Here is a 12,608-nt window from a genome sequence, read left to right as displayed (position 1 = left end):
TATTAATGCAAAAACGGCCCTGCTGAGTGTAAAAGCAGAGCCGTTTATCATCGATCCGCGCTTGGGTAAGCGCTGCTAACTCTTTACCCTATGGCCTTCTGAACAGCGCGATGCTGCGCCCTTCCAGCATAAAGTCCGTTTCGCTATTGATAACAGTGCCGCGAGATTCTGTATCAAAGGTCGTCAACTCCAATACCCAGCCGCTCTCCCCTGGCTGCGGAATACGGAACTGCATGCTCTCTTCAAACGGATTGAGCAGCATCAGCACGTCGTGCCAGATCCCCTCCTCGGGTTTCAAATCCGGGCGGCTGATATAAACCACCAGCGCCGATCCCTCATGCCAGTGCTCAGGCTGCTGGATCCCGCCTTCGGCGTTGAACCACTCGATCAGCAGGCCATCGCGCCAGCTTTCGCGACGTAGCAGCGGTTGCTCCGCACGCAGCTTGATGAGCTTGCGGGTAAACTCGCGCAGCGCTTCGCTGGAGGGCGGCAGATCGTCCCAGTGTACCCAGGAGATCTCGCTGTCTTGGCAGTAGCCGTTGTTGTTACCCATCTGGCTACGGCCAAACTCATCCCCGGCCAGCAGCATCGGCGTGCCATGGGATAAGAACAGCGTGGCGAGGAAGTTACGCTTCTGCCGCTCGCGGACCGCGTTGATACCTTCATCGTCGGTGGGACCTTCCGCCCCATAGTTGTAAGAGCGGTTATCGTTATGGCCGTCGTTGTTATCCTCGCCGTTCTCTTCGTTGTGCTTCTCGTTATACGACACCAGATCGTTAAGCGTGAAGCCGTCGTGGGCGGTGATAAAGTTAACGCTCGCCCACGGGCGACGACCGCGGATGTCGTAGAGATCGCCAGAGCCCAGCAGGCGGGAGGCAAAATCCTGGGCGACGTTGTCGCCTTTCCAGTACTCACGCACGGTATCACGATACTTATCGTTCCACTCCGCCCAGCCCGGCGGGAATCCACCCACCTGATAGCCGCCCGGTCCGATATCCCAGGGTTCACCAATCAGCTTAAGTTTAGAGAGCACCGGATCCTGGGTTATGGCATCAAAGAAGCCGCCGCGCTGGTCAAAGCCTTCCGGCTCACGACCCAGAATGGTACCGAGATCGAAGCGGAAGCCGTCGATATGCATCGATTCTGCCCAGTAGCGCAGCGAGTCCATCACCATCTGCAACACGCGCGGATGGGAGGTGTTAACCGTATTGCCGGTACCTGTGTCGTTTATGTAGTAGCGGTGCTGATCGGGCATGGTGCGATAGTAAGAGAAGTTATCGATACCCTTAAATGACAGCGTTGGACCCAACTCGTTACCTTCCGCCGTGTGGTTGTAGACCACGTCGAGGATCACCTCGATACCTGCGTCATGGAATGCGCGCACCATGTCGCGGAAGCCCTGAATGCCTTTTGGCCCAAAGTAGCGGGAGGCTGGCGCAAAGAAGCCAAGCGTGTTGTAGCCCCAGAAGTTTTTCAGCCCGCGATCCAGCAGGTGCTGATCGTCCGGGAACCAGTGAATGGGCAGCAGCTCCACCGACGTAATGCCGAGGTTTTTGATGTAGTCCACGGTCGCTTTGTGGCCCATCCCCTCGAAGTTACCGCGTAGCGCCTGCGGCAGCGCCGAGTTAAGCTGGGTAAACCCCTTCACATGGGTTTCGTAGATAATCGCCTGCGACCACGGAATATTGGGCCGATTGTTATCCTGCCAGTCAAACTCATTGGGGTTAACGACCCGGCACTTCGGCATAAACGGCGCGCTGTCGCGTTTATCAAAGGTCAGATCCTTATCCTCGTGCAGCATGTCGTAAGCGAAATGCGCTTCATTCCACTCCACGTCGCCTACCAGCTCACGGGCATAGGGATCGATAACCAGCTTGTTGGGGTTAAAGCGGTGACCGTTTTCCGGATCGAAAGGACCGTGCACGCGGAAACCATACAGTGTCCCTGGTTGCAGGCCAGGCACGTAGCCATGCCAGACTTCGTGAGTGTTTTCCGGCAGGTCCATGCGACCGATTTCATGTTTGCCGCTGGGGTCATAAAGGCAAAGCTCAACGCGCTCTGCATGCGCCGAGAAAAGGGCAAAATTGACACCCTCACCATCGTAGTTTGCGCCGAGAAGGTGATAATCCCCCGGCAGGATTTGGTAGGTATTATGGTGTTTCATTCATTCTTCTCCATAGAATGTGGACTTCAAAGGGCACATTCCTTTAGGCAATAAGTAACCAGGCGCGATTAAGCGCTGCAAAAATTCAGTTGAATAATCATTCAGCAATCAAAATTTGCGGTACATCTCCGATGATATTGGTTAAATCAATTCGTTCGTCCAGGGAGAGCGTTTCTCCGCTGAGGATGTTGCGGTAGCGGCGGCCTGCCAGTGACTCAGGAAGCGCAATGGTGGTATCGGTAAACCATGCGGTTTCCGCATCGTCGGGCAGCCGCAACGCCAAACGCGGGGCGATAACAATAAGCGCGTCGCCGCCGCGGATCCGGGTACTAACCCGGGCGTAGGCAATAACGTGATCCGCCCGCTCTCCCGTTACCGTCAGCGGCAGATAGTCGCCATAGCGGAACAGCGCCGGTTTTTGCTGACGCAGGCGCAGGGTTTTGGCAATAACCTGCTGCTTCAGGAAACCGCTCTGCCAGCTCTCTTCGGTGACGATAACGGGTTGGTCATCCGCAGGTAGCTGCTGGGTCAGCGTGGCAAAATCCGGCTCGCGACGGTTATCGGGATCGACAAGGCTAAAGTTAAGCGCCTCGCTGCCCTGATAGATATCCGGCACCCCTGGCGCGGTCAGCTTGATAGCGGTCTGGGTCAAACTGTTCACCAGGCCAGCACGAATAAACGGCTGGAGTGAGCTCACGAAGTCCTGTAGGAAGGCCTGGTTGTCCGGCGAAAGCAGGTGTCGAGCATAGTCGAGCATCGCTTTCTCAAAGGGATCGTTATTGTCCACCCAGTCGGTACGCAGCTTGGCTTCCCGCAGCGCTTTTTCAACGAAGTCCAGGAAGCGATCTTCCAGCGCCTTCAGCCCTTCTGCATCGTCGGGCTGCAGCGTCACGGGCCATACGCCCGCCAGCGCCTGGTACAGCATCCACTTCCCGGCGGGTTTCGGTGCCGGACCATCTTCAAGCTCGACCACTTTATGTTGGTTAATTTCCCGCCAGCGACCGACGCATACCGCCCAGCGCGACGGGGCTTCCGTCAGCGTGTAGAGGCGAGCACGCGTATCTTCCCCGCGTTTAGTATCGTGGGTCGAGGTACTGGACAGCGCATCGGGCTGCTTCTCTAACCGAGTTTTCATCTCAGCGTGGAAACGATCCAGAGAGAACATGCGCGGCAGCGGCTCGGCACCCACCTCATTAAGCGCCAGGCCCATGTTCTGGCGGAAGAAGAGCGTATCTTCTACGGATTTTGCCATCAGCGGGCCGGTGAGCTGCTGGAAACGGGTGCGGAACAGCGAGGCCTTATCCGATACCGCACTCGAAAGCGAGCCCGCAAGAATTCGGGTGATAAAGTCGAGCGCCTCGGGATCCGGTGCATTTTCGCTGGCTTTAACCTTGGTCACTACCTTATGCAGCAGCTCCGCATCGGCAGCTGGCAGGCCCTCTTGAGTACCGTAGGTACGATAGACCGGGAAGGCCACAAGCAGCTCGCGTAACGCGGCATGCATTGTGGCTTGCTCGGTTGCGAACCTCTCTGATTCTGCAAGGCCAAGCGCCAGCTTTAGCAAGGTGGTAAATTCACCCTCGAAGTTGCGGTCAACCATTAGCAGCTTGGCCGCACGCAGTTCGGCCCGCATATCCACTTGCCTTTCCATGGTCTTTTCGTAGGCTTTGCGCAGCGCGGCGAGCCGATCGTCATCGACCAGGGCATCAGAGAGCGCGGCAATAAATTCGTACCCCGTGGTGCCCGATACTGGCCAGTCGTCCGGCAGATGTTCACCCTTACCCAGGATCTTCTCAACGGTCAGGTAGCAGTCGGCTCCGGCCTCCTGGCGCAGGCGTCTCAGATAGCCTTTAGGATCGGCAAGGCCGTCGACGTGGTCGACCCGCAGGCCGTCTACCGCCCCGCTGCGCACTAACTCAAGGATCAGGCGATGGCTATCATCAAAGACGGCCTCATCTTCAACGCGAACCCCGACAAGACCGGTAATTTCGAAAAAGCGACGATAGGAGAGATCGCGCGGCGCATCTCGCCAGGTCATCAGTCGGTAAGGCTGTTGCTCATGTAGCGCGATAAGCTCTGCTTTATCAGCGAGCTGCAACACCTCCTCTTCACGCCCCTGATAGCTCTCCGGGCAAAGCGGATAGAAGCTCTCAAAATAGGCAAAGGCGGGTTTACCTGTTTTAGGATCGGCCTGCAGGCGAATATCGCCCTTCTCCAGCTCGGCCTCAAAGGTATCACCGAGGAACGGCAGGGTCAGGCGACGCGACCAGTCGATATCAAAATAGCGGGCATAGCGGCTCTGTTCACCGTGTTCAATGACGTCGCGCCACCAGGCGTTCTCCAGCGAGGCCGCCATGTGGTTCGGAACGATATCCAGAATCAGGCCAAGGCCTGCCTCTTTCAGGGCGGCTACCATACGGTTAAAGCCCTCGCGGCCACCGATGGCAGGCTCGATCTCGTTAGCATCCGTGACGTCATAGCCATGCGTCGAGTCGGCGGTGGCGGTAAAGATCGGGGAGGCATAAAGGTGGCTGATGCCCAGCTGCTGCAGATAAGGCACAAGGGCAGCGGCGCGGTCAAAGGTCATGCCGTTACGAAATTGGATACGGTAAGTCGCGGTTGGGATCTTCACTTTGCTTCTCCTGATGCAAGGCGAACAACAATTGAGTTCTGCGGCAGTTCATCTGCCGCATTCGGCCAGGCAAAAATGGTTTCGCCGGGTAAGTCCGGCAGCGTCTGATGACGCTCGCCAATATTCAACGCCAGCGAGAGCGTTCCCTGCGGGAACGTCCAACTCACGGCAAAGGATCCTTCGTCTGTTTTAATCACTCGACCGGAATTGCCCCCGGCGGTCGCCAACAGCGGCACGATCCTCTGCTGGCGCAGGCGCAGCAGCGCGCGAGTCAACTCCAGCCAGGCGCGCCCTTCGTGGCTTTCGAGTTTGTTCCAGTCCAGCTTCGATTGCATAAAGGTGCTCTCGGCATTCGGATCGGGCACGCTGTCACCGTCGTAGCCATCATGCCCGGCGAACTCTTTCGCTCGCCCTTCACGTACGGCTTTGGCGAGATCGCCGTGGAAATCGGTAAAGAACAGGAACGGATTGTTCTCGCCATACTCCTCGCCCATAAACAGTAGCGGGATATGCGGAGACAGCAGCAGCGCGGCGAGCAGCACCTTGGTACGCTCAACGCCAGCGAGGGAGATTAGCCTCTCACCCTGCGCACGGTTGCCTGTCTGGTCGTGGTTCTGAAGAAAGTCAACGAACGCCACCGGCGGCTGCCCGGTGCTGTCCACACCGCGTGCTTCGCCAGAGTGAGGCGAGACTTCTCCCTGATAGGCAAACCCCTCCGCCAGCGCACGCGCGACGTATTTCTCCGGCCGATCGGCGAAATCCTGATAGTAGGCATGGGTTTCGCCGGTAGCAAACACGTGTACGGCATTATGAAAATCATCATTCCATTCGCCGCTGAACAGCGGCGTCGAACCGGCTTCATCACGAGGATGTAGGAAAATGACGTTCCGGCAATCTTCCGTCGTCAGGTGTGCAGGTCGGTCAGTAATCTCAGCCCGAATGCGTTCGGCAATCTCTATCAGGACATGTTTCTCAGCGCTGTCATCGATCTGATCGATGGCATCGAAGCGCAATCCGTCGAGGTTAAACTCTTTCAGCCAGTAGAGCGGCGCTTCAGTAATATAGCGACGTGCTGCATCCACGTCATAGGCAATGCCCGGCCCCCACGGCGTCATGCGCTCTTTGTGGAAGAACTCTGGGGATAGCAGCGGCAGATAGTTACCCTCTGGACCGAAATGATTCAGCACAATGTCGAGCACAACCGAAATGCCGTAGCCGTGAGCGGCATCGACAAAGGCTTTGAAATCGTCCGGCGTACCGTAAGCCGAGTGCGGCGCGTAGAGCAGCACACCGTCATAACCCCAGCCCCGGTTGCCGCCAAACTGCGATACGGGCAGGATCTCAATGGCGGTAATCCCGATATCAGCCAGGTAAGGCAGCTTCTCGATGGCGGCCCTAAACGTCCCCTCAGGGGTAAAGGTGCCAACATGCAGCTCGTAAAAAACGGTCTCTTCCCACGGACGCCCTTGCCACTGCGTGTTTTGCCAGCGGTAGCTTTCTGGATCGATCACCAGCGAAGGGCCGTTAACGTCGGCCTTTTGCCCTCGGGACGCCGGGTCCGGCAACGCGGTACCATCGGCGAGAACATAGTGATATTCCGCACCAGGGGAGATATCGGTAGTGGAAAATTCAAACCAGCCTTCACCGGCCGGGTTCATCTTAAATTCCTTGCCTGAGAGCCTGAGCGTAACGCTCTCCTGACCGCTCGCCCACACACGAAAACGCACTGTGTCAGCGGCCACGAACTCGGCCCCCCAGCTTTTAAGAAAAGATCTGGACTCCATGCAGATACCTCAATAAACGCAGACGTGACGAAAGGGTGTAAAACGGTGTTCGGGGTGTTACCTCTCCTGACCGTGTGTAAATAAAATCATAGCCTATGCTACAAAAAGGGAGGTGCAGTTCTACTTAAGGAAGGTTTAAGTACGATGCTAAATGGGATATACCGTATTTTAATAAAGGAGTTACGCCTTACCCCCTAGGTAAGTAAGGTAAAAAAATATCAGATTTCTTTTCTTTTACCGTTTCTTATCGATATTATTAGGCAACAAAATAAACTGGCTGAATGGGTTAGACAAAATTCAATCAGCGAAAATATGATTCAACGTGGATCGGAAACGCAACATGTGCGAGAAAGATGTAAAAGCCACACAGGGTAACGATGTCAATACGGGCGTGTGTGTAGCGATGCAGGATATTCCTTCACGGGAAGAGACGCTGGGAGATATCGTCATCGCCCTGTTGCGTGATGGTCAAATTATCAGCAGAAGGACGATCTGTTTAAAACTGGTTGCGCGCATCGAAGCTGAAACCCATCCCATCATGCAAGCGCATCTCAGCGATCTCATGCGCATAATTCTGCGCAATGATCAGTTCTGACTGGCAAACCGCGTAATATACCTGTCAATCCTTGGTATAAGCGGGCATACTGCTAGAATGATATGAAGTCCAGCGCCAAATAAATACTGAGAGGCTCAATGAGCAAAAATGATAAGGAAAGGCTGGTAGATAAAGTGATGGGTGAAGCCATCATGTCGCTTCTTGAAGCTGATGACAATGTCTCTTTCGATGCCCTTCTCGGTCAGTTGCAGGAGAGTCTCCATGATGAAAACGACCATGGCAGACGTGAAGCTTTTCGTACGGCCATCAATGGTGTTCATCAGTTTAAAATGCTCCCCGATAGCGGTTCCAGCGCTTCCCGATCCTTAAAGCTCCACAGACGCGACGCTGTTCTGAATCACCCTACTACTGTCTATAAACACTAGTCTCAGTCAGTGATACCTGTCTGATCGGTACGATTAACAGGTTTTTTGCTGTTTTTACACTTCTAATCAGACTTGCTTTAAGCATGTTCCCCCAAATGCTCTCTGTAAATTTGATCTTGGCTACCATGCCTGGAAGACAATTCCCTATCTGCATTGAGAGTGCAATTGAACGAAGATGAACATGTTTTACTTGAAAATATTCAAGAGATCATTGGTGAGGCGGCGGCCTGGCTAATGAATTCACGTCTGCCGGTAAATGCGGACAATCTTATGATGGTGCTACGCGCCCGTAGCGTGATGGTAAAAGAGAAGCAGCAGCTTCACATTCTGGAAGGCTGCATTCGCTACCTCAGGGCCCGTCTGGTAAAACCTTTATAAGACAACGCCCCCTATCCTGACAAAGCGATACGGGGCGTTTTAAATACCATTACAAATCGTCTGGTGTTTTCTGGACGATAAGCTCAAGCGCGTTGCGATAAACATCGAGCTTGATCACATCATCTTCTGTTTCGAGAAGTCTGATCAGGGCCAGAATTAGATTCTTATTATTCACCTCAATCCGGTTACTTTTGAGATTCTGCGCGAGTCCTCTAATGAGACTACGTTCGGCTTCAAAAGCCTGACTACCCTGATCGAACCAAGTGTTGAGCGTATCTTCAGTTGTTGCGCTGTGCATCAATATGCCTTTAATTTTAAGTTACTGGCCTCTCTACGTATCGAGAGAAAATAATCACCGCGATAAACGTAGACGGCAATGCTTTCCTCCGCAATAGTCACTCTTGCGATTGGCGAAAATATAAACGCCTTTGTGCAATCTATTCTCAGTGCCGCCCTTTACGCTGCATGATTGCCAGTGCAGTAAGCATAAGAAGCAGCCCGGCGAGCAGCGTTAAGGTCGCCATGGCCATCCCCTGCCCAACCGATCCCTGTTCGAACTGCCGCCAGATGAAGACCGCCACGGTTTGAGTTCCGGCTGGTGAGAGCAATAGCGACGTGACCAGCTCACGTGAGGCGATGGCAAACACCATCAGCATCGCGGCCAGCATGGCGGGAAAGACCAGCGGCATGACGATAAAGCGCAGCGCCTGTAGCGCGCTTGCGCCATGAACCCGCGCGGCCGGCTCCAGATTGCCGCCCAGCTGGCGTAGCGCGCTGGTGATATAGCGCACCGGCCAGGGCATAAGCAGGCAGCAGTATGAGAGCAGCAGGATCGCCCAGGTATTGTAGGGCGAAACCGGCCAGAAGGTGCGGTTCCACAGCAGTATCAGTCCTACGCCAACGACGATGCCCGGCAGCGCTGCAGGCAGGAGCGACAGCGCATCCAGCACGCTGCGGCCTTTTATCTGCCTGACCACAACCAGCCACGAAATGAGAAGCCCCAGTAGACCCGTGATCAGCGATGCTCCCAGCGCCAGCGACAGGCTGGTGCCCAACGCCGAAAGCGCATCCCCCTGCTGGGAGAAGAGCGCTAAATAGTGCTGAGGCGTCACGTTATTCCAGGCCAGTCCGCCTGACAGCGTCGACATCACACCGGTCACCGCCATAGACAGTCCTGGCAGCCCTACCGCCACAAAACCGGTTAAGGCCATCACCGTCACTACCGGAACGGCGGCGATGCCCAGCGTGGCCCCCATATTCTCCGTTGGCTTGCCGGTCACGCTAGTGACCTCTTTATCCCCCACCAGGCGGCGCTGTAACCCCCATCCGATTAAGGCAATAACGATCAGCACCATGGAAAGCAGCGACGCGCCGGGCAGATCGATTGGCCAGTCGGCGAGTTTCTTCTCAATACCCACCGTCATCATCACTACTCCTGAACGCGATCCTAGCGCCGCCGGAACGCCATACTCCTCAATGGCCAGGGTGAAGGCTAACAGCATCCCCGCTGCCAGCGCGGGCGCAACCATGGGCAGCGTGATATGCCAAAACGCTCGCCACGCCGTTGCCCCATGAACGCGCGCAACCAGCGCCAGCCGCTGTCCGCTGGCGAGCAGGCTGCGCGAAACGGCAAAATAGACCACTGGAAAGATATTCAGGGTCATGACCAATACAATACCGCTGCGGCTGAAGAGCAGATCGTTAAGATCGATGCCGGTTAGCTGATCCAGATAACCGTTGGTCTGTAATACCAGCATCCAGGAGAGCGCGGCAATATAGGGCGGCGTCAGAAACGGGATGAGAAAGATAAGATCCCACAATCTGGGCATGGGAAGATTGAACAACCCGCGCATGACGCCGAGCGGCAGGCCAATCAACGCGCTTAACAGCGCAACGCCTGCGGCAATCCACAGCGTTCCACCCAGCATGGCAGGCAGCTGCGGATCCTGAAACTGCGGCGCAATGCCCGTTAACGCCCCGCTCAGCGAGCCTGCGCTGAACTGCGGAAAAATGGCCTGCAGGATAATAAACAGCAACGGCAGCGCGACCAGGATCGCCAGCAGCGCCACGGTAGTGAGGGTAATTAATTTCTGTTTCACAACGGCTATCCTGAAAGCGGGGTTGCCCCCGCCGGGTGATTACTGCGCGAAAAGCGTGTTAAAGCGTTTCAGTACGTCGCTGCGCTCGCTGTTGCCGTCGTTGGTGGTCGGCAGAATTTTCAGCTCGTTAAGCAGCGGACGCTTAGCGGACACGTCCGTGCGGGCTGGCATCAGCCAGGCGTCGGCGACCAGCGCCTGTCCTTCTGGCGAGAGCACGTAGTCAATAAAGGCTTTAGCATCGTCGGCATGCTGGGTGGTTTTCAGGATCATCATTGGGCGCGGGGCCATCACCGTTCCGCTCGCCGGGAAGATCACCTTCAGCGATTCACCCTGAGCGATATTGCCGTAAGAGACATAGTCCACCGCACCAAACACGGCGGCTTTAGCACCCTGCATAACCGGCGTTACCGCCTGGGCGTTCGGCCCGCTAACAACCATGCCGTTCTGCTTCAGCTGCTCAAACAGCTTCCATGCCTCATCACCCATGCCGTTTTGCAGGCCGATCAGCAGATCGAGGGATGCGCCGGAGAGCGCCGGGTCAGGCGTGGTGACTTTATCTTTAAAGTCTGCGGAGGTGAGATCCTGCCACTCTTTTGGCTCAGGCGTACCGCTCTTGCTGTTCCAGACGATACCCAGCGCCGAGATACCCTGGGCAACATAGTCGCTGGTTTTTAGATTGGCAGGCACTTTGTCCGCGTTCTGGCTCTGATACGGTAGCAGCCAGCCACGGTTATGCAGGTCTTCTGCCGTATCCCATGACGCAGAGATAAGAATATCTGCCTGCGGATTGGCCTGCTCGGCCTCCAGGCGTGCCATCACCTTCCCCGTGGTGGCTTGAAAGATATCGACCTTGACGCCGGTTTTCTTCTCATAGCCCGCCGCGAGGCCTTTCGCCAGCGATCCTGGGCCAGCGGTATAGACAGTCAGCGCCTGCGCGCTGGAGATGCTTATTGCAGACAATGCCATGGTTAATGCAACTCCTTTTATTACAGACGTCACTGCTTTCATGATAAAGCTCCATTGTATGTTGTAACTAATGCATTCGTAACGAAATCAGTAGCTGCCACGCGACCCGCTGAGAGATGCACAATACGGTCGGCAATCAATTCCGCTTCCCGGCGATCGTGGGTAACATAGATCGCCGTGGTGCCGGACTGGCGTAGGATCCGCGACATCTCCAGGCACAGCGACTCTCGCAGTTCACTGTCGAGATTGGAGAGCGGCTCATCAAAGAGTAGGACCCGGGGCTGGGCGACAATAGCGCGTGCCAGGGCCACCCTCTGCTGCTGCCCGCCAGAGAGCCCAGACGGTTTACGTTCGGCAAACTCAGTCAGCCCTACTCTCGTCAGGGCCTCGGCCACGCGGACATCACGCTCGGCACGCGGCAGGTTACGCATTTTGAGGGGAAAGGCGACGTTCTGTGCCACAGACATATGTGGCCACAGCGCATAGTCCTGGAAGACCATGCCGATATCGCGCGCCTCTGGCGGTAGCGCCCAGCCCGCCTTTGCGACCTGCCGTTCGCCGAACCAGATCTCCCCTTCCGCAGGGTGCGTCAGCCCGGCCAGCAGGCGTAAAAGCGTGCTTTTGCCGCAGCCGGAGGGCCCGAGCAAGGCTACGATGCTACCGGGTTCAATATGCAGATCGATCTGATGAAGAACGGTATGGTTGGCAAAGGCGTACGAAACACCTTCGAGACGAATACGGGTAAGTGCGTGCATTATCGCTCTCCTGCTACAGGAAGCCGACAACGCCCCGTCGCTGGATGCAGACGGGCCGCACTCACCTGTACAAAAGACAGGGGAGCAAACATATTGTTATCCTCTTTGGGACTTAGTTGCTGGCGACTATAGGCAGGCTTTGTGACGATGCGATGACGTATTTGTTGCGGCTTGATTTAATCCGTCATGCAGCCTTTAATGCAGCAAGGTCAGAATAAGGAGTCACAATGAGCTATTTCCGCCCCGTTGCGCTGGAGCACGCCAGTCGCCTGCTAAACCACGGCCCAACCGTACTGATCACCAGCCGGGACGACCAGATCGATCGTCGTAACATTATGGCGGCGGCATGGTCGATGCCGGTGGAGTTCTCCCCGCCGCGCATTGCCATCGTGATCGATAAGAGCGCCTGGTCGCGGGAGCTGATTGAGCGCAGCGGCATGTTCGGCATCGTGGTTCCCGGCGTTGCGGCCAAAAACTGGACCTACGCGGTGGGGAGCGTTACCGGTCGCGATGAGGATAAATTTAACTGCTACGGTATTCCGGTCATCTCAGGCCCGGTGTTAGACCTGCCGGTGGTTGAGGAGCGCTGCCTGGCGTGGATGGAGTGCCGTCTCCTCCCCGCCACCGCCGCGCAGGAGAAGTACGATACCCTGTTTGGCGAGGTGGTCGCCGCTGCGGCCGATGAGCGCGCGTTTATTAACGGACGCTGGCAGTTTGATGATGACAAGCTTAATACCCTGCACCACCTGGGCGGCGGAACATTTGTCACCAGCGGTAAGCAGATGAGCGTTAACGACAAGTAGAGACGTGCTCCCTGCTGTTAACGGCAGGGAGATAAGGCAACATTTT

Annotated in this window: 11 protein-coding genes; 4 read left to right on the top strand and 7 right to left on the bottom strand. The window is 56.0% G+C overall.

All coding sequences use genetic code 11. The annotated features are described in order from the left end of the window. Positions 1-88: 88 nt before the first annotated feature. The 3 genes from glgX to treZ all read right to left on the bottom strand — a co-directional run bounded on the left by glgX (position 89) and on the right by treZ (position 6,580). Positions 89-2,164: a glycogen debranching protein GlgX gene (glgX, locus tag FN633_RS10890; protein WP_154057726.1), complete on the bottom strand. Its 2,076-nt coding sequence runs from the start codon at positions 2,162-2,164 to the stop codon at positions 89-91. A gap of 97 nt (positions 2,165-2,261) precedes the next feature. Beyond that, entirely contained in the window at positions 2,262-4,796 is a 2,535-nt protein-coding gene (gene treY / locus FN633_RS10885) for a malto-oligosyltrehalose synthase (RefSeq protein ID WP_154057725.1), read from the bottom strand. Then, entirely contained in the window at positions 4,793-6,580 is a 1,788-nt protein-coding gene (treZ, locus tag FN633_RS10880; RefSeq protein ID WP_154057724.1) for a malto-oligosyltrehalose trehalohydrolase, read from the bottom strand. Before treZ ends, treY begins: the two co-directional genes overlap by 4 nt. A gap of 340 nt (positions 6,581-6,920) precedes the next feature. Here treZ and FN633_RS10875 point away from each other — a divergent pair, with 340 nt between their 5' ends. The 3 genes from FN633_RS10875 to FN633_RS10865 all read left to right on the top strand — a co-directional run bounded on the left by FN633_RS10875 (position 6,921) and on the right by FN633_RS10865 (position 7,939). Continuing rightward, on the top strand, positions 6,921-7,175 hold the full coding sequence (locus FN633_RS10875) for a hypothetical protein (RefSeq protein WP_154057723.1): 255 nt from the start codon (positions 6,921-6,923) through the stop codon (positions 7,173-7,175). A 98-nt stretch (positions 7,176-7,273) separates the two neighbouring features. Beyond that, on the top strand, positions 7,274-7,561 hold the full coding sequence (locus FN633_RS10870) for a hypothetical protein (RefSeq protein ID WP_154057722.1): 288 nt from the start codon (positions 7,274-7,276) through the stop codon (positions 7,559-7,561). A gap of 165 nt (positions 7,562-7,726) precedes the next feature. Beyond that, on the top strand, positions 7,727-7,939 hold the full coding sequence (locus FN633_RS10865) for a hypothetical protein (protein ID WP_154057721.1): 213 nt from the start codon (positions 7,727-7,729) through the stop codon (positions 7,937-7,939). 49 nt (positions 7,940-7,988) lie between these two features. On the opposite strand, the gene FN633_RS10860 is transcribed toward FN633_RS10865, so the two are convergent. The 4 genes from FN633_RS10860 to FN633_RS10845 all read right to left on the bottom strand — a co-directional run bounded on the left by FN633_RS10860 (position 7,989) and on the right by FN633_RS10845 (position 11,759). Further along, a complete protein-coding gene (locus FN633_RS10860; RefSeq protein WP_154057720.1) occupies positions 7,989-8,237 on the bottom strand; it encodes a biofilm development regulator YmgB/AriR family protein in 249 nt (82 codons plus the stop codon). 145 nt (positions 8,238-8,382) lie between these two features. Beyond that, the gene (locus tag FN633_RS10855) at positions 8,383-10,038 is read right to left on the bottom strand and encodes an ABC transporter permease (RefSeq protein WP_154057719.1); all 1,656 of its coding nucleotides are present in this window, start codon (positions 10,036-10,038) and stop codon (positions 8,383-8,385) included. A gap of 39 nt (positions 10,039-10,077) precedes the next feature. Further along, complete coding sequence (locus FN633_RS10850; RefSeq protein WP_154057718.1) at positions 10,078-11,046, bottom strand: ABC transporter substrate-binding protein; 969 nt, start codon at positions 11,044-11,046, stop codon at positions 10,078-10,080. Beyond that, complete coding sequence (locus tag FN633_RS10845) at positions 11,043-11,759, bottom strand: ABC transporter ATP-binding protein (RefSeq protein ID WP_154057717.1); 717 nt, start codon at positions 11,757-11,759, stop codon at positions 11,043-11,045. The genes FN633_RS10850 and FN633_RS10845 overlap by 4 nt, the downstream gene beginning before the upstream one ends. A 227-nt stretch (positions 11,760-11,986) precedes the next feature. On the opposite strand from FN633_RS10845, the gene FN633_RS10840 reads away from it, so the two are divergent. Further along, positions 11,987-12,562 (top strand): flavin reductase family protein, encoded by a 576-nt coding sequence (locus tag FN633_RS10840; protein WP_154057716.1) that lies wholly within the window; start codon positions 11,987-11,989, stop codon positions 12,560-12,562. The last annotated feature ends 46 nt before the right edge of the window (positions 12,563-12,608 follow it).

This window comes from Pseudescherichia vulneris (assembly GCF_902164725.1).
Classification (GTDB): Bacteria; Pseudomonadota; Gammaproteobacteria; order Enterobacterales; family Enterobacteriaceae; genus Pseudescherichia; species Pseudescherichia vulneris.
The sequence above is the reverse complement of the archived record's forward strand: the minus strand, read 5'-3'. Positions and strand labels throughout refer to the sequence as shown.

Coding starts and splice junctions, on each gene's coding strand:
- glgX (WP_154057726.1), bottom strand. CDS start 2,164: ATGAAACACCATAATACCTACCAAATCCTGCCGGGGGATTATCACCTT.
- FN633_RS10850 (WP_154057718.1), bottom strand. CDS start 11,046: ATGAAAGCAGTGACGTCTGTAATAAAAGGAGTTGCATTAACCATGGCA.
- FN633_RS10845 (WP_154057717.1), bottom strand. CDS start 11,759: ATGCACGCACTTACCCGTATTCGTCTCGAAGGTGTTTCGTACGCCTTT.
- FN633_RS10870 (WP_154057722.1), top strand. CDS start 7,274: ATGAGCAAAAATGATAAGGAAAGGCTGGTAGATAAAGTGATGGGTGAA.
- treZ (WP_154057724.1), bottom strand. CDS start 6,580: ATGGAGTCCAGATCTTTTCTTAAAAGCTGGGGGGCCGAGTTCGTGGCC.
- FN633_RS10840 (WP_154057716.1), top strand. CDS start 11,987: ATGAGCTATTTCCGCCCCGTTGCGCTGGAGCACGCCAGTCGCCTGCTA.
- FN633_RS10860 (WP_154057720.1), bottom strand. CDS start 8,237: ATGCACAGCGCAACAACTGAAGATACGCTCAACACTTGGTTCGATCAG.
- FN633_RS10875 (WP_154057723.1), top strand. CDS start 6,921: ATGTGCGAGAAAGATGTAAAAGCCACACAGGGTAACGATGTCAATACG.